Origin of the sequence: Ruicaihuangia caeni (assembly GCF_040536845.1) — a bacterium.
In the GTDB taxonomy this organism is placed as follows: Bacteria; Actinomycetota; Actinomycetes; order Actinomycetales; family Microbacteriaceae; genus Ruicaihuangia; species Ruicaihuangia caeni.
This window is the reverse complement of record NZ_CP159582.1, coordinates 1,924,100-1,940,410: the sequence shown is the minus strand read 5'-3', so window position 1 is coordinate 1,940,410 and position 16,311 is coordinate 1,924,100. Positions and strand designations below refer to the sequence as shown.

At 68.6% G+C, this 16,311-nt stretch carries 17 protein-coding genes and 1 tRNA gene; 10 read left to right on the top strand and 8 right to left on the bottom strand.

The features are described 5' to 3' along the window. Positions 1 to 78: 78 nt before the first annotated feature. Positions 79 to 747, bottom strand: coding sequence for a hypothetical protein (locus tag ABV606_RS09020; RefSeq protein ID WP_281489378.1), 669 nt, complete (start codon positions 745 to 747; stop codon positions 79 to 81). Positions 748 to 895: 148 nt separating this feature from the next. Between ABV606_RS09020 and ABV606_RS09015 the strand changes: the two genes are divergently transcribed. The 4 genes from ABV606_RS09015 to ABV606_RS09000 all read left to right on the top strand — a co-directional run bounded on the left by ABV606_RS09015 (position 896) and on the right by ABV606_RS09000 (position 3,180). Next, positions 896 to 1,549, top strand: a complete 654-nt coding sequence (locus tag ABV606_RS09015) for an IMPACT family protein (protein WP_281489379.1) — start codon at positions 896 to 898, stop codon at positions 1,547 to 1,549. Positions 1,550 to 1,589: 40 nt separating this feature from the next. Continuing rightward, complete coding sequence (locus ABV606_RS09010) at positions 1,590 to 2,408, top strand: alpha/beta fold hydrolase (RefSeq protein ID WP_281489380.1); 819 nt, start codon at positions 1,590 to 1,592, stop codon at positions 2,406 to 2,408. Beyond that, positions 2,401 to 2,979: a TetR/AcrR family transcriptional regulator gene (locus ABV606_RS09005; RefSeq protein ID WP_281489381.1), complete on the top strand. Its 579-nt coding sequence runs from the start codon at positions 2,401 to 2,403 to the stop codon at positions 2,977 to 2,979. The genes ABV606_RS09010 and ABV606_RS09005 overlap by 8 nt, the downstream gene beginning before the upstream one ends. Positions 2,980 to 3,107: 128 nt before the next feature. After that, positions 3,108 to 3,180, top strand: a tRNA-Ala gene (locus ABV606_RS09000). Between the two features lie 109 nt (positions 3,181 to 3,289). Here ABV606_RS09000 and ABV606_RS08995 read toward each other — a convergent pair. Together ABV606_RS08995 and ABV606_RS08990 are read right to left on the bottom strand one after the other, a co-directional pair. After that, positions 3,290 to 4,039: an MIP/aquaporin family protein gene (locus ABV606_RS08995; protein WP_353987440.1), complete on the bottom strand. Its 750-nt coding sequence runs from the start codon at positions 4,037 to 4,039 to the stop codon at positions 3,290 to 3,292. Between the two features lie 2 nt (positions 4,040 to 4,041). Then, entirely contained in the window at positions 4,042 to 4,392 is a 351-nt protein-coding gene (locus ABV606_RS08990; protein WP_281488583.1) for a metalloregulator ArsR/SmtB family transcription factor, read from the bottom strand. A gap of 427 nt (positions 4,393 to 4,819) precedes the next feature. Between ABV606_RS08990 and ABV606_RS08985 the strand changes: the two genes are divergently transcribed. Next, positions 4,820 to 5,230, top strand: a complete 411-nt coding sequence (locus ABV606_RS08985) for an arsenate reductase ArsC (RefSeq protein ID WP_281488582.1) — start codon at positions 4,820 to 4,822, stop codon at positions 5,228 to 5,230. A 42-nt stretch (positions 5,231 to 5,272) separates the two neighbouring features. Here the strand turns inward: ABV606_RS08985 and ABV606_RS08980 are convergent, their stop codons facing one another. From ABV606_RS08980 to galU, 4 genes are all read right to left on the bottom strand, one after another. Beyond that, positions 5,273 to 5,395 (bottom strand): hypothetical protein, encoded by a 123-nt coding sequence (locus ABV606_RS08980; RefSeq protein WP_281488578.1) that lies wholly within the window; start codon positions 5,393 to 5,395, stop codon positions 5,273 to 5,275. 47 nt (positions 5,396 to 5,442) lie between these two features. Further along, entirely contained in the window at positions 5,443 to 6,414 is a 972-nt protein-coding gene (locus tag ABV606_RS08975) for a hypothetical protein (RefSeq protein ID WP_353987439.1), read from the bottom strand. 82 nt (positions 6,415 to 6,496) lie between these two features. After that, positions 6,497 to 7,150 (bottom strand): GNAT family N-acetyltransferase, encoded by a 654-nt coding sequence (locus ABV606_RS08970; protein WP_353987438.1) that lies wholly within the window; start codon positions 7,148 to 7,150, stop codon positions 6,497 to 6,499. Positions 7,151 to 7,259: 109 nt separating this feature from the next. Beyond that, positions 7,260 to 8,339 (bottom strand): UTP--glucose-1-phosphate uridylyltransferase GalU, encoded by a 1,080-nt coding sequence (galU, locus tag ABV606_RS08965; RefSeq protein ID WP_353987437.1) that lies wholly within the window; start codon positions 8,337 to 8,339, stop codon positions 7,260 to 7,262. Positions 8,340 to 8,381: 42 nt separating this feature from the next. Between galU and ABV606_RS08960 the strand changes: the two genes are divergently transcribed. Genes ABV606_RS08960 through mscL form a run of 3 tightly spaced genes read left to right on the top strand, consistent with a single transcriptional unit; the run spans position 8,382 to position 9,740 of the window. After that, positions 8,382 to 8,960 carry a 5-formyltetrahydrofolate cyclo-ligase gene (locus tag ABV606_RS08960; RefSeq protein ID WP_281488574.1) on the top strand — a complete coding sequence of 193 codons (579 nt, stop codon included), beginning with the start codon at positions 8,382 to 8,384 and terminating at the stop codon, positions 8,958 to 8,960. Between the two features lie 16 nt (positions 8,961 to 8,976). Continuing rightward, positions 8,977 to 9,270, top strand: a complete 294-nt coding sequence (locus ABV606_RS08955; protein ID WP_353987436.1) for an FmdB family zinc ribbon protein — start codon at positions 8,977 to 8,979, stop codon at positions 9,268 to 9,270. A 38-nt stretch (positions 9,271 to 9,308) separates the two neighbouring features. Continuing rightward, positions 9,309 to 9,740, top strand: a complete 432-nt coding sequence (gene mscL, locus ABV606_RS08950) for a large conductance mechanosensitive channel protein MscL (protein ID WP_281488572.1) — start codon at positions 9,309 to 9,311, stop codon at positions 9,738 to 9,740. A gap of 338 nt (positions 9,741 to 10,078) precedes the next feature. Here mscL and ABV606_RS08945 read toward each other — a convergent pair whose 3' ends face one another. After that, positions 10,079 to 13,990, bottom strand: a complete 3,912-nt coding sequence (locus ABV606_RS08945) for an AAA family ATPase (protein ID WP_435415549.1) — start codon at positions 13,988 to 13,990, stop codon at positions 10,079 to 10,081. Positions 13,991 to 14,252: 262 nt separating this feature from the next. Between ABV606_RS08945 and ABV606_RS08940 the strand changes: the two genes are divergently transcribed. Both ABV606_RS08940 and ABV606_RS08935 read left to right on the top strand, forming a co-directional pair. Then, positions 14,253 to 15,386 (top strand): glycosyltransferase, encoded by a 1,134-nt coding sequence (locus ABV606_RS08940; RefSeq protein ID WP_353987434.1) that lies wholly within the window; start codon positions 14,253 to 14,255, stop codon positions 15,384 to 15,386. A 4-nt stretch (positions 15,387 to 15,390) separates the two neighbouring features. Continuing rightward, positions 15,391 to 16,305, top strand: coding sequence for an alpha/beta fold hydrolase (locus ABV606_RS08935; protein WP_353987433.1), 915 nt, complete (start codon positions 15,391 to 15,393; stop codon positions 16,303 to 16,305). Positions 16,306 to 16,311: the final 6 nt, after the last annotated feature.

Here is a 16,311-nt window from a genome sequence, read left to right as displayed (position 1 = left end):
TGCGTGTTGAGCGCGGCGTTCTGAGTACGGCGTGCTGGGCGCCGGCGCTCTGAGCCCGACCAGGCAGCACCGCCGACGTCACCCCTGCGCCGCGTGGCGCGCGAACGGGTCGCGCTTGGCATCCGAGCGGCGCCGCACCTCGCGCTTCAGCTTCGCGAGATCCTCGTCGACCAGGCGTCGAACTCGGGCGGGGCGCTCCGCTTCGTAGTCGTCGTTCCACGCCACGATCCCCGCCACTGAGTCGAGCACGGTGTTCAGTGCGGCCCGCACGTCGCGCCAAGCGTCGGCCCTCGCCTGCTCGATCACGTCGCGAAGCGCTTCCTCGTCGTCGGCGCGTTCCCGCAGTGTCTCGGCGAGCTTGCGCGACGATCGCGCGCGGAGCGCGAGCGGCCGCACGTCATCGACGCGATAGTCGTGCGCGTGGCGCGCGTCGCCCTCGCGAAGCTTCGCCTTGCTGACCGCCTCTTCGATGCGGTCGGCCGCGAACTCCGACTCACTCGCCATCTCGAGATACTGCTCGCGCGCGACCGGCAGGAACCGATCGATATCGAAGTGGTCGCCGCCCTGGATCGTGTCGACGATGATGCGGTTCTTGACCGCCATGCGGGTTGCGTACTCGGCCAGGAGCAAGCCGTCCTCGAACGCCGTCTCGAGGGTGGGAAGCTCGGGCTCGGGCAGATTCCGGGTGTCATAGGGCTTGAACAGCCGGTTGCGCTTCAACCGCCGACGCCACGGGAACCAGGCCACCGCCACTCCCTTCTGCTCACGATCCCTCCCATTGTCGCGCGGATCTCGGATGACGGCATGCAGCCTCGCGCGGCATGGATGTCGGCACGCCGCATCCCACGATTCGCGAGGCTGATCGCCGCGGGAGCGCATGGCGGACAATGGACGCATGGCCGGGTGGACGTTGCGAGGAGGCGTGGGCGCCCACGTCGACACCGAGATCGAAGTGCGCCGAAGCCGATTCATCACGCGGCTGGAGCGCGTCGACACCGAGGAAGCCGCCCGCGACGCGATCCAGCGGGTGCGAAAGCGCTACCCCGATGCAAGACACCACTGCACCGCGTTCGTGGTCGGTGCCGACCAGACCAACCAGGTGCGACGCTCCAACGACGACGGCGAGCCGTCGGGCACGGCAGGAGCGCCGATGCTCGACACGCTCACCGGCGCCGCGCTGGTCGACTGCGTCGCCGTGGTCACACGGTACTTCGGCGGCGTGCTCCTGGGCACGGGCGGCCTGACACGGGCGTACTCGGATGCCGTGAGCTCAGCCATCGAACAGGCGAGCACCGCGCCGGGCTTCGTGCGGCGAGTGCTGCGCTCGCGCTTCGCACTGGAACTGCCTCACGCCGATGCCGGACGGGTCGAAGCGGAGTTGCGCTCCCGCGACATCGACGTGCTGGGCGCGCAGTATGGAGCCGCAGTCACGCTGAGCCTTGCGGGAGACGAGGACGAGCTCGCCTCGCTGGTGGCGGCCGCGACGGGCGGCGGCGGCATCCTCGTTCCTCAAGGGAACGAATGGGTCGACGAAGAGGGTGGAGATTGAGGCTTGCGCATCACAGGCTAATGGCATTAGCCTCTGGGCTATGACCAACACTCCAGCCCTGCAGCGACTCGAAACGGCCGGCGGCAGCATCGCGTATCAAGTCGAGGGCGAAGGCCCCCTCGTCGTGTGCGTGCCAGGCATGGCCGACCTGCGCTCGAGCTACCGCCACCTCACGCCTCAATTGGTCGCGGCCGGCTACCGGGTCGCGACCGTCGACCTCAGGGGGCACGGTGACAGCGACACCACCTTCGAGAGCTACGACGACGAGGCGAACGCGGCAGACGTGGCCGCACTCATCGACCGGCTCGGCGGGCCCGCCCTCATCGTCGGCAACTCCATGGGCGCGGCGATCGGTGCACTCGTGGCTGCTCAGCGCCCCGAGTCGGTCTCGGCGCTCGCCCTGCTGGGACCGTTCGTGCGCGATGGCAAGGTGAGCGCAGCCACCAAGGCGGTCATGCGGTTCTTCACCCGCCCTTCCTTCGTCGCAGCCACCTGGAAGAGTTACTACCCCAAGCTCAACGCCGGCGCGAAGCCGAGCGACTTCGCCACCTACGCGGCGGCGGTGATCAACGGCATCCGTCGTCCTGGTCATGCCCGGGCGATCTCGCAGACCATGCTCACGAGTCACGCACCGGCCGAGGCGGCGCTCCCCCGGGTCAAGACGCCGACGCTCGTCGTCATGGGAGACCTCGACCCTGATTTCGCCTCCCCGCACGAAGAGGCCACGTGGGTCGCCGACGCCCTGCGCGGAGACGTCGCCATGATCCCGGATGCCGGCCACTACCCGCACTCACAGCGCCCCGACCTCGTGGGGCCACTGCTCGTCGAGTTCGCAAATCGCGTCACCGACCATGCCTAGGGCGGGACTCACCCGGCAACGCGTCGTCGACGCTGCCCAAGATCTGGCCGACGAACTGGGCCTCGAGCGCATCACCCTTGCCGCGCTTGCCGCGCGCCTCTCGGTGCGAGTCCCCAGCCTGTACAAGCACGTCGACGGGCTCGACGCACTGCACCGCGCCATCGAGGCGCAGGCGAAGGGCCAACTCGCCGACGCACTGTCTGCCTCCGCGGTCGGGGTGGCGCGTGGTGATGCGCTGCGCGCCCTCGCCAACGCGTACCGCAACTGGGCGCGCCGGCATCCCGGCCGGTACTCGGCGACACTGCGCGCTGCAGACGCCGATGACGCCGCAGCCGTCGACGCGGGCGCGCGCGCCGTCGAGATCGTGATCGGCGCGCTCAGCGGGTACGGGCTCACGGGCGACGACGCGATCGACGCCGTTCGCGCGGTGCGGGCTTCTCTGCACGGCTTCGTCGCCCTCGAAGCGGCCGGTGGATTCGGGATGCCGCACGACGTCGACCGCAGCTTCGAACGGCTCGTCGCGGGGCTCGACGACATGCTCGACCAGTGGGGTGCGCGAGCGAGCCGCTAGGACGAGCGCGAGTGAGGGTACGCGGCGCGTGCGCCCGGGTCCGCTCGACGACCGCGCTCTGCGCCGCGCCCTCAGCTGCCGCGTGCCGAGCGGCTCAGCCGATGGTGGTAACGTAGATCTCCGTTCAAGGGCCTATGGCGCAGTTGGTAGCGCGCCTCGTTCGCAACGAGGAGGTCAGGGGTTCGAATCCCCTTAGGTCCACCGTGTGATGAGTCGGGACATAGGTCTCGGCTGAGTCGCGACATGTGTCACGTTCAAGAGCCCGGCCATCGTCCGGGCTCTTGTTGTCAGGTCTTCAGTTGTGAGGGATTCAGGCTCGCGCAGTCAGCGGTTCCTCGGCATCGCTTCCCTGCCTGGATACGGCGGGCGCTTCGATGCGGCGCTGCACCTGCTCGTGCGGATGGCGCTTCGGAAACAAGAACCGGACCAGCGCATAGCCGAGCAGACCCCCGAGGAACTGGGCGCCGATGAAACCGGGGGCGGAGGCCGGCGCGATCCCCGCGAACGTGTCGGTGAACATCCGGCCGACGGTGATGGCGGGATTGGCGAAGCTGGTCGAACTCGTGAAGAAATAGGCGGCGCCGATGTACGCCGCCACCGCGGGAGCGGTGAACGCCGACTTCCCGGAACGAGCCAGCGCGAAGATCACCATCACGAGACCCGCCGTGGCGACGACTTCGGCGAGGAAGTGGGCTTCAGTGAGCCGGTCGTTGCCACTCCACGCGATGGCCGACCTTTCGAACATGGCGTTCGCGAGAATCGCCCCGGCGATGCAACCCGCTGTCTGCGCCGGGATGTACGCAAGAGTGTCGCGCCACGGCCTGAGCCCGAACGCCGTGTCGGCGAGCGAGACGACAGGATTGAAGTGCGCTCCACTCACCCCAGCGAACACCGATATCAGCACGAACAGCCCCAGCGCCGTGGCCAGCGCGTTCTCAAGCAGTTGCAGCCCGGCATCCGCCGGCGACAGCGTCTGCGCAGCGATGCCGGAACCGACCACGATCGCAGTGAGCAGCGCGCTCCCGAGGAACTCTGAAGACAGTCGACGGAGCAGCGCCACCGTCACGCGTTGACCAGCAACCGCGAGATCGAGTCGAGGGCCCCCGGAACGAGACGGTAGTAAGCCCATGTGCCGCGTTGGCTGCGGGTCAGATACCCGGCATCCGTGAGCACCTTCAAGTGGTGTGACACCGTCGGCTGGCTGAGGCCGAGCGGTTCGGTGAGGTCGCAGACGCACGCTTCGGAGTCCTTCGAAGCGGCGACCATTGAGATCAGCCGCAGACGGGCAGGATCTGCAAGCGCTTTCAACGATCGCGCGAGGTCCTCGGCCTGCTCCGCGCTCAACGTCTCGCGAGTCAGCGGAGCGCAGCAGGCGACGACATCGATCACGGGAAGGAGATTCTGAACGGCCACGTGAAAATGTTAGCTCATGCATTGACAGACGTCGATATAGCGTTGGATACTCGGAGCATCGATCACCGTCGATGGAGAGGATGCCCCGATGTTCGGGATCAACGCGGATGCTTGGATCGCAATCCACCGCCAGGAGCACGCGCAACTCGTTGCCAGCTCCTTAGCGCGACAGATCAAGAGGAATCGCCGCAAGCCGAGAGTGGTCATCACACGCTCGCCGGCGCCTCTGACCGCCCCCGCTCCGGCTTGTTGCTGAGAGCGGCGCCTACGTGCGTCGCTCCGATCGCCGGACTGGCTCGGTGCCCCGAACCGCGCTCGGTTCTGCGCCCAGACCGCAAGATGAACGGTGCATGAACTCCGCTCCTGTTCCGCCGACGCTCCATAGACGGCCGTCTATGCTTCTGGGGTCGAGTGAGACGAGGACGAGATGACTGACAGACCTACCGTGCTATTCGTCTGCGTGCACAACGCCGGCCGGTCGCAGATGGCCGCCGGGTACATGCGCGAGCTCTCAAACGGGAGGGTGGAAGTGCTGTCGGCCGGGTCTGAGCCGAAGGAGCAGCTCAACCCGGTAGCGGTGGAGGCCATGGCGGAAGAGGGCATCGACATCGCGAACAACTCGCCCAAGATCCTCACCACCGAGGCAGTTCTGGATTCCGACGTCGTCATCACCATGGGTTGCGGCGACACTTGCCCGATCTTCCCCGGCAAGCGCTACGAGGACTGGGACCTGACCGACCCTGCCGGCAAGGACATCGCGATCGTCCGTCAAGTGCGCGACGACATCAAGCAGCGAGTTCAGCAGCTTCTGTCGGAGCTCCTGCCCAGCGGCGTCTAGGAGACGGCAGGGGTTCCTGGGCGCGGCCGCATCTGCCAGGGCTCAGCGCGCGGCGAGGCACTCGTGCGGATACTCCTCGATCACCCGTCCGCATGCGGGGCAGACGAGATCGAGCCAGCACGCCGGGTCGCCGGCATCCGTCTCGTATTCGGCATCGCTGCCCATACGGCAACGGTACGCCGACCTTCGACGCGTGAGAACTGCGTGCGGCGTCAGCCGGCCGACGCGCGACGTCGACGGAGCGCCGCGTCGATGTCGGTGACCGGGCGCTCGATGTCATCGATCACGCCCATGCGCGCGAATCGGCTGCGGGCCGCATCGTTGATCGGCACGACTTCGGGCTCGGCGTGCGCCGCGACGAGGTCGGCCTGGCGCTGCTCCGCCTCGGCGCGCACTTGCGCCTCGACCTCGGCCTGCACGGCGGCACGCACTTCGGCCTTCACCTCGGCCACGAGGTCGCGCTCCGCCATGGCGGGGGTCTCGACCTGGGGCTTCGAGAGGTATAGGGGCTTCGGCAGCGGCACGGGGGTCCACTCGCGGGCGGGGCGAAGCGACTCGTCGACCGATTCCTCGCCCGCGTCGTAGACGCGCGGGGCGGGACGGTCGCCGAACGCGGCCTGCGTCGAACGGGCCCGGGCTGTGCGAGCCCGGTTCACCGCGGTGAGGCGGGAATGCGCCGCCATTCCTCCGAGGAATACACCGGTCGAGACCGCGAGCACCAGGAGCGCACCGGCCGAGAGGGTACCGGCAGCGGCAGCGCTGACACTCTGCGCGCCACCGACGACCAGCGACACAAGCATCACCAGCGAGACCACGGCTCGCGTCGCACGCGAACGGCGGCGCGCCGCGGATGCGGCGGCATCCGGCTGCAATGAGGAGAGCGTTCGCGCGGCAGCCGCCGCCGCTTCGGCCTCGCGCGCCTTCGCAAGCTCACGCCGCTGCTTCTCGAGGCGACGAAGTTGGCGCTCCTGTTCAGCGATGTCGCGAAGCTGCGCCTCGGTGTGCACCTGCGCCGGAGTCTCAGCGGTCTCGGCCATCACTCGAAGGGTCTGCTGAAGGCGCACCGCGTTCCGCTCGGTTGCGAGATACTCGCGCCGGCGCACCCAACTCGGCATGAGATACACGAGCCACAGCACCGCCGCGATGGCGAGCATGACGGCTGTGCCGAAGCCGGTCTGGTCCATGCGCCTACGCTACGACCAGCCCGCCCCGAGAAGGTGACGGCACGCGGGAACCGAGGATAGTTCGCCGCCGTTCCGCAGCCTGTCAGAGGCCGCGAGGCAGTGGCGTCGCCGCCGCGGCGCGATCTGCTTCTGGGACTGCCGAGGCGTCGGCCGGCGCACGATCCTCGCGCCAGCGGCGCAGCACACCCGAGGGCACTTCTTCGGCCGTGAGCGCGAAGCAGAAGTGGTCACGCCAATCGCCGTCGATGTGGATATAGCGCCGCCGCAACCCCTCATAGCGGAACCCGAGCTTGTCGACCACCCGCAGGCTCGCGGCGTTCTCGGGCCGGATGCAGATCTCCATCCGGTGGATGCCCGAGGCGAAGCAATGATCCGTGGCCAGAGCCACCGCGGTGGGAGTGATGCCGCGGCCCGCGACTCGCTCTGCGACCCAGTAGCCGATCGTCGCGGTCGACAGCGACCCGTAGGTGATCTGCGACACGTTCAGCTGCCCGACGACCTCGCCCCGGTACTCAACCACGAATGGCAGTCCCGAGCCGGCCCGCGCGTTCGACAGCAGCGATCGGATGCCGGCACGCGCGTCGACGACCGTGCCACCGCCGGGCGTGCTCGCCTCCCACTTGCGCAGCCAGTGCCGGTTCGCCCGCAACTCGCGCTCGAGCACCCGCGCGTCACGCAAGCGGATCTGCCGGATGGTGATGTCTCCGTCGCTCAACGTCGGCGCCAGGGGCGGCATCACGGCCATCGTGCCCGGTTCCCTCCGTCACTCGAAGCCTGCGTCGGCGGTCACCGCCGCACGGGTCTGGCGGCGGTGACCGCGTTCGGCGAATCCTGGTGGTCGAAGCCTAATCCGTGAGCGCCGCTTCGACCGAGGACTGGTCGGCTTCGTCGGCGCTGATCGGCGAAGCCGCGGCACCCCCGGCATCCGGCCGTGATCCACCGTTCCGTTGCACGGGGATCGCGCCGGTGTGGGTCGAGAGCCGCTGCACCGGGATGGCACCGGTCTGCGAGGAGACCGGCTCGGTGACGCGGTCGCCGATTCGTCCCGTGAACTCCTTGAGCCACGAGCGGAACTCACCGCCGAGATCATCGCGGTCGGCGGCGAGCTGCACGATCGCCTTGATGTAGTCGAGCTTGTCGCCCGTGTCGTAGCGACGGCCCCTGAAGACGACGCCGTAGACGCCGCCGGTCCAATCCGGCGCGGTCGACATGGCCTGGAGAGCATCGGTCAATTGGATCTCGCCGCCCTTGCCGGCAGGAGTCTGCTCGAGCACGTCGAAGACCTCTGGGCGAAGCACATAGCGTCCGATCACAGCGAGGTTCGACGGCGCTGTACCGGCCGGGGGCTTCTCGACGAGCCCCGTGATGCGCACGACGTCATCGGCGTCGCTCGGCTCGACGGTCGCGACGCCGTACATGTGCGCCACCGATGGGTCGACCTCGAGCAGCGCCACCACGGTGGCGTGCTTCTCCGCCGCCACCTCGATCATGCGACTCAGCAGCACGTCGCGAGGGTCGATGATGTCGTCGCCGAGGAGCACGGCGAACATCTCGCGACCGACGTGCATCTTCGCCCGCAGCACCGCGTGACCAAGCCCCAGCGGGTCGCCCTGACGCACGTAGTGCATATCAGCGAGGTGACTCGCCCATTCGACCTGAGCCAGGCGCTCAGTGTCGCCCTTGTGCTGAAGGCGCGCCTCGAGCTCTCCCTGACGGTCGAAGTGGTTCTCGAGCGCGTTCTTGTTGCGGCCCGTGATCATGAGCACATCGTGGAGTCCGGCAGAAACCGCTTCCTCGACCACGTACTGGATCGCGGGCTTGTCGACGACGGGCAGCATCTCCTTGGGCATGGCCTTGGTGGCGGGCAGGAATCGCGTGCCCAGGCCGGCGGCGGGGATCACGGCTTTCGTTATCTGGAACACCATGCGGTACAGGGTATAGGGGGTGCCGCGAATAGACTCGGGTTCATGTCGCAAGATCCGAGTCACGCGAAGCGCGCACTCCGGGCCGAGCTGCGTGAGCGGCGTCGAATCATGACCGCCCGCGAACGCGAGCAGGCGACCGCTGGGATCACTCGGAACCTCATCGACCTGAGCACCCGGCTCGGCGTGAAGCACGCGTCGGCCTATCTCTCGGCATCCGACGAGCCCGACACGAGGCCGTTTCTGCGGTGGGCGTCGGAGCACGGCATCCGCGTGCTGCTGCCCATCTCGCGCAATGATGGGCTGCTCGATTGGGCGCCCTTCGACGACGGGGTGGAGGATGCCGACATCTTCGGCATGCCTGCACCGACGACCGAGGTGCTGAGCCCGATGGCGATCAACGAGGTCGATCTCATCATCGTGCCCGCCGCCGCGATCGATCGCTCCGGAATGCGCATGGGCTGGGGTCGCGGGTACTTCGACAAGACGCTCGGATCGATGGATCAGCGTCCCCCGTCTTATGCTGTGGTATTCGACAACGAGGTTGTCGAGCGCGTGCCGACCGAGTTGCACGACCAAGCGGTCGACGGGGTCGTCACGCCATCGGAAATCATCACGTTCTGAACTGCCGAGGAATCCAGTGCCCACCTACTCGTACCGCTGCACCGAGTGCGCCAACTCGTTCGACATCCAGCAGTCGATGACGGATGACTCGCTCACCGTCTGCCCGAGCTGCCAGGGCCGGCTGCGCAAGCTGTACAACACTGTCGGGGTCACGTTCAACGGCTCGGGCTTCTACCGCACCGACTCTCGTGCCACGACGGGCTCGTCGTCGAAGTCGTCGGACTCCGGATCGAGCTCGGGCTCGAGCTCGAGTTCGAGTTCGTCGAAGTCGGCCTCAGGCGCATCGAGCAGCGCCAGCGCTGCAAGCTGATCGCGCGGGCTCCCCGCGCACGATCTGAAGGAGGAGACGTGTTCGCAGGGTTCAAAGAGTTCATCATGCGCGGCAACGTGATCGACCTCGCGGTCGCCGTTGTCATCGGCGCCGCGTTCACCGCTATCGTGAACGCCCTGGTCGAGGGCATCTTCAACCCGGCGATCGGCGCCCTGTTCAATGCCGAGAGCCTGAAGACCATGTGGGTCGTCTCGATCCCGACCACCGACGGCGGCACCGCCGATCTCGCCTTCGGAGCGGTCGTCGCAGCGGTGATCCAGTTCCTCCTCGTCGCTGCGGTGGTGTACTTCGTGCTGGTCATGCCGATCAACCACTTGAAAGCCGCTGCGGATGCCAAGCGCAAGGCCGGCGCGACCGACGAAGAGGTCCCGCCGAGCGAGCTGCAGTTGCTCACCGAGATCCGCGACCTGCTCGCAAGCCGCACCGGCGGGGACGGCCGGCAGGGCTGACTGCTACTCGGCGTCCAGCTCCGACGCAGTCAGCGTCCGTCCGCGTGACGGCCGGGCACCTCGACGGATGCCGCCAGTTCAACCCCAGTGCGGAGGTTTGTCACCGCGCAGGCGAGCGTCGTTCTCATCGTCGCGGTGACGCGACGGCTCGGGCAGTGGCGACGGGTCCGATCCGGGCGGCGGTTCCGTGCGCACGCGTCTCGGCTTGCGCGACCGATTGACTTGGGGGCTCGCGGAGTCGTCCGACTCCGGTCGCGAGCCCGGCGACTCAGGCATCGGCGAGTCACCGGATTGAGGAGCATCGTGCGCGGGCATCGCTTAGACCGTGTTCGTGCTGTTCATTCCGGCGAAGAGACGCCGGCCGTCTGACTCGTCGGCGCTGCTGGCTGGAGCGCCGGCGCACCGACCGTCTCGCTGATGCGATCGGCGACGGCATCCGGATCACTGAAGAGCTCGAAGGAATGCACTCGCGCGTAGTGCCAGCCGAGGCGACGCAGCATCTCAGGGCGCAGCCGCAGCGACTCTCGAAGCGTGTGCTTGTGCAGTTCGGAGTCGGTGTCGATTGCGATGCAACGACCGCCATGCGCGGCGACCAGCCCCAGCTTTCCGCGGTGACCGAGCGCGACGGTGAGTCCGCGCTTCTCGAGCCGGCGCGCGAGGTCGACCAACAATGGGTCACGGTCGTCGGGCAGCGGCTCTTCGGCGGAGCGGGCGCTGACCTCGTTCAAGATCTCCGCGAGCGCGATCGCGCCGTGGCGCATGCGGCCCTCTTCGATGTCATCGGGCTTGAAGCACGTGACGATCTTCAGGTGACGTCGAGCGCGAGTCATGGCGATGGCGAGCAGCCGCTCTCCCCCGGGCTCGCCTAGTGCGCCGAAGTCACTGAGCACGCGACCGTGCGGCGTGCGCCCGTAGCCGATCGAGAAGATCACGCGGTCACGACTCTGCGCGACGGCCTGCTCGACCGTGAGCACCTGGAAGGGCTCGGGGCGATCGCCGAGCACGAACTCGATCAGGTCGTTGCGTTCGGCGACCGCTGAGAGCAACGCCTGCTGCACTCGCCACGCGTGGCGGTCGCTCGCGGTGATCACCATGAGCGACTCGTTCGGTTTCGTGGCGGCGTGGTGCAGCACGAGATCGACCACGTGATCCACTTCGGCGTCGACGCTCTCGACCGCTCCGCTGTCGGGATCTGGCAGGCCCGTGCCGTCGTCGAGGTAGTCGAGCGTCAGGCTGCCGTGCCCGAGGAAGCTTCCGGCCCAGGGCAGCGATTGTATGCGCCCGGCGTAGAAGCGTCGGTTCACCAGTTCGGCAAGGTCTTCGCCCCCGGCGCGATAGCTGCGCGTCAGCGAGAGCGTGGGCAGCACCTGGCCGAGCCGTGCCAGCGCGGAATCGGCGTGCAATTCGGCCGCGGCGTCAGTTGCGGACTCGCCGCTGCCGAGTGCGTCGAGGTCGCCCTCCGCGGCGTGCTGGGCGTGCTGGGCGTGCATCGGTGAGCCGGACTGCGAGACGGATGCCTCGGCATCCGCTGTTCCCTGCTGCTCGAGCGCGAGGGTGAACGGCGCGGGTGTCTGGGTGACCGGGTCGCCGAACGCGACGACCTGGCGGGCGCGGCGGATCGCGCCGATCGCCTCAGCGAGCGTGATCGCTCCCGCATCGACCAGGATCACGGTGTCGAAGGGCATCGTGTCGGCGATGTCGTGCACCTCGTACGGGCTCGCCAGCCACACGGGGGCGACCGCGCGAGACAGATGCGGAGCATTCGTCTGCAGGTCGAATGCGGTGAGCTCGCCGCGGCGCAGCAGTCGCTTGAGCAGTTCGGCCTCGTCGACCCAGTCGGCGATTCCAAGCTTCCAGTCCTCGGCGAGACGCCACCCGAGCAATTGGGCGCTGCCGGCGGCATGCGCCTCGTCGACCAGACGGAAGTCGGCTTCGAGCCGGTCGAGCACGGGCGTGTTCGCGCCGAGCAGTGCGCGGTCGGCCTCGAGCAGCGACTCGAGCGCGGACTGCCACCACGCGAGCTCGAGTTCGGCTGCCACCTGCGAGTCGGGCACGTGGCGAGCGGCGAGGTCGTCGATGAGCGGGTCGAGTTCGAGGTCGCGCAGCGTCGTCATGAGCTCGGTGCGCTCTTGCAGGTTGTTGAGCACATCCGACTCGGCCGCGAGCTCTTCGAGGCGTTCGCGCAACTGCTCGAGCGGCAGTTCGGCGAGCTGGTCGCCCTCCCGGTAACCGAGCGGCCCGTCGAGGAGCGCGAGGTCTTGCACCACCTGCTGGTACGCCACCTGCAGGTCGGCGATCCCGGTGGGGACTTCAGGCGTGGTGCCGCTCGCCACGTAGCGCTGCCACAGCACTCGCTGCTGCTGGATGCGGGTCAACGCCGAGTGCAGATCGGCGATGTACACGCCCGGCCGCTGGTACTCACGAGCGAGCTTCTTGAGCCGGCGCCGGCTGGTGCCCGGCATCTCGGGCGCCTCGCGGCGCGGCGCGGTAGCGGCGATCAGCTCGGTGAGAGGACGGTCGAACACCGTGGGCTGGAACTTGTCGAGCGTCTCGCGCAGATCGGTGAGCAGCCGAAGGTAGATGCCGAGCTCCGCGATGCTCTCGAACGGTCGCATGCGAGTGGCGCCGATCACCGCGCCGGCGCGGTCGAGCAGCCTCGGCAGCGATTCGCGGTGCAGCGACCCGGCCAGCGCGTGGGCTCTGGCTGCTTCGTCGCCAGTTGTGAACTGCGCGCCGTACCAGGGCGAGTCGCCCGGACCGTACTTGAATTCCCCGAGGGATGCCGCGGCCACCATGGTCTCGGCCACCTGCTGGCGGCCTTCCGCGAGCCGCTCGACCGCCCGGCGACTGAGTCGAGAGGTCGTCGAGGGCGGCGCAGGGAGCAGGGCGAGCCGGCTCAGCTCCGTGACGCAGTCGAGCACGCTGATGCCGAGCACCGGGTCGGGCCGGCTGAGCGCACGGCGATAGTCGAGAAGCACCGTGCGCAGGCGCACCAGTGCCTCGTCGACCTCGCTCATCTGCGGCTGTCTGGCCTTCTCGTTTCGGCTGATGCTGCGGACGATGTCGCGGCGGAGGCTCCGCGGCGCGACAGCGACGCCCGGAAGACCGATGCTGTCGAAGCGCGCTGCGATGTCGTCGACGGTGGCGCGGCGAGGGCTCACGACGAGCACTCGCTTGTCACGACGCACGAGTTCGCCGAGCGCGTTGACGATGGTCTGCGTTCCACCGGTGCCGGGGAGCGTCTTCACCACGACCGAGTTGCCCGCGGCGATCTCGGCGATGACCTGCTCCTGCTCGGCATCGGCGTCGAGCAGCAGCACATCGGTCGCAGGTTCGCGCTCGTCGGCACTCAGAATGGCCGAGGAGGCGCGGGAGCCCGCGATGATGTTGCGCGCGTCGGCGTCTCCGGCGAGCGCGTCGAGCACGGGGTGGTGGTGACCGGCGGCATCCGCGCGCATGGGCTCGGCGACCTCGACGAAGCACGAGACCACGAGGCGCGGCCGCACGTTGAACCACTCGAGGTGGCTGGTGAGGCCGCGAAGGCGATCGATCACGGCGTTCGGCTTGAAGGTGCCGTCGTCGTGTGCAAGGCGCACGAAGGCCGCGGCGTCGAGCACGATGCCGAAGTGCTCGCGCATGGCGCGCGCGAAGGCGGGGTTGAGCACCGCCTCACCGCGGAGGCGCACATCGAAGTCGCGACCGTGCCGACGGATGGCGAGGGGTCGGATGAGCACCGGTGCGCGATAGTCGACGCCCTGGTGCTGCCACTCGGCGATGGCGATCCCGAGGTGAACGGCGTCGATTCCGCGGGCGGCGATGAGCTCTGCGCCCTTCGTCACGATCGCGTCGGCGGCGAGTTTCGCTCCGCGAAGAGCCACCTCGTCTCGGATGAGGCTGGAGAGCAGTGTCGTCTGCCCGGTGATGAACTGGGCGAGACCGCCGGGGTGCGTGACGCTCAATTCGATGCGGGTGCCGGGAGCGTCATCGAAGTGCAGCAGCGGGTTGCGCCCGCCAAGGCCTGCGAGCTGCTGGAGCCAGCGTTCGCGTTCGGTGGGCTGCGGCTCGGGTTCGTCGAGGAACTCGTCAGTGCGGAGTTGGAGTTCGGACGGCGCTCCGTCAGCGTCACTCGACAAGCCGACGGGTTGCGCGCTCACATGCTCGTGAGGTTCCACGAGGCGCGGCGCTGAGTCGGCACTCGCGGGGCCAGGCGGCGGCGCCCACGGCGCTCGGGTTCGGCCGGCATCCGTCATCGGCTCTCGGTCGCCTTCGTCTGACGTGTCGGGCACGCGGCCATCGTCGCGTGGGTGCATGTGTTCGACCTCCGTCGCGGCATCGCCCGCCGCAGGTTCATCGGGAGTTCTCTCGGCGCGCCACACGCAGCCACTGTAAGCGCCAGGCCATCGATTTCCAGGCAGGCAGCACGGGTTTGCGCGGTTTAGCGAGTCGGCGCAGCGCGGTGGAAGACGCCGGGCACACCTGTGCGGCTCCGCGGCCTCTCTTTACACTGTGCGCATGTCGCCCAGGCGCGTGCTGATGATCAGTGCAGACGCGGGCGGGAACGTGCCACCGGCGCTGGCGATCGCCAATGAGCTCGCCGGTCGGGGGCATGAGGTGACGCTCGCGGGCGTGCGGCCGCGCGACTCCGGTGCGCTCGAGGCGTCGGTCGAGCGAGTGCCTCTCGCCGCTCTCGCGCATGACGACTTGACCGATCCGGGCGGCTCGATCGGGCAACTCGCCGCGCTTCGCCATTTGACGATCGGCCCGCACGTGGCCGAGGATGTGCGCTCGCTGCTCGACAGTCGCCGCCCCGACGCGGTCGTGGTCGACTGCGCGATGCTCTCGTCGCTGCGCGAAGCGCTGGGCAGCGGCGTTCCAACAGCGGCGCTCTTCCACTCGTTCGGCGCGTTCTGGCAGCGGTGGTTCATGCGCGGCCCCATCGATCTGGCATCCCGGCTGCTTCGCCTTCGGGCAGTCTCGCTCTGGGCAAGAGCCGACGCGCGACTGCTGGCCACCGACCCCGAGCTCGACCCTGCGTCACGCCGCGACTTCAGCCGCGATCTCAAGGGGATCCGGTTCGAATGGACGGGGACGACCGAGATCGGCGCGCCACCGGCACCGCGCGAAGCAGGAGCGATGCCGGTCATGCTCGTGAGCTTGAGCTCTGCCTGGATCCGCGGCCAGGCCGACGCGTACCGGCGCATCATCGCGGCGCTCGCCGACTCCCCCGTTCGCGCCATTGTCACGACAGGGGGCGCCGAGATCGAGAGCGAGCTGTGGGGCGGCTCGAGCGTGCAGGTGCTCGGGCGCGCACCGCACGCGGAGCTGCTGCCAGAGGTCGATCTCGTGATCGGCCATGGCGGTCACTCCACCACGCTGAAGGCGCTCGCCCACGGCATCCCGGTGCTGGTGCTGCCGATGAACCTCATCTCAGACCAGCGGATGGTCGGTCGCATCGTGCAGGCGGCAGGTGTCGGACGGACGCTGCCCCGCAGGGCAGCGCCAGAGCTGATCCGGGCGACAGTGCTCCATATGCTCGGCGACACCTCGGTGGTTCAGGCGGCAGCGCTGACAGGCGAACGTCTGCGCAGACAGCGCGGCGCGTCAGTCGCGGCCGACCGCATCGAGGCTTTCTGGTCGCTACGTTAAGCACGTGACCGAAGCGACGCTGACGCTGCCCGATGGCCGGCTCTTGACCTACCTCGACCTCGGAGACCCGCAGGGGCATCCGGTGTTCCACACGCACGGCGCCCCGAGCAGCAAGCTTGAGACCCGGTTCTTCGGTCTCGATGCTCACGCGCGCTCGGCCGGCATCCGGCTCATCGCCCTCGATCGGCCCGGGATCGGCGGTTCCACTCCCCAGGCGGGTCGAACGCTGCTCGATTGGGGCAGCGATGTGGCTGACGCTGCGTCAGTGCTGGGCATCGAGCGGTTCGGGTTGTGCGGCTATTCGATCGGCGCAGCCTCGGCGCTCGCCGCGCGCATGGTGTGCGCCGACCGTGTCTCAGCGACGTTGATCGTCTCGGGTGTGGGGCCCGCCGACGTGCCGGGCATCACCGAGGGCCGCTCACCCGATGTGAGCCGCATCATCACGATGTCGACCAGGATGCCGGGGCTCACTCGCGCCGGCCTGGCCTTCATGCGCTGGGGCACCAAGAACCCGGCAAAGATGATCGCCGCCACCGGCAAGGGCATGCCGCCGGCCGACCGCGCCGTTGCTGACCGGCCAGGCGCGGCGGAGCCGTTCGCCGCGTTCCTGCGGGATGCGCTTCGGCAGGGCACGGCCGGTGCGCTGCGGGATCTGCAACTGGTTGCGGGACCGTGGGGCTTCAGGCCCACCGCTGCCGGCGGCCCACTCGGCATCTGGCACGGCGAGGCCGACACCAATGTGCCCGCACACGCCGCCCGCTGGCTGGCGACGGCTGTGCCGGGCGCGAGCCTCACCGTGACGCAGGACGACGGCCACATCTCCCTGCTCGATTCGCACGGCGCAGAGGTGCTCGAGTGGCTGTCTGCCGCCATTGCCGAGCAGGGCTCGCCACGCGTCGAGGCCGAAGGCGGCCGCTAGGGCTGG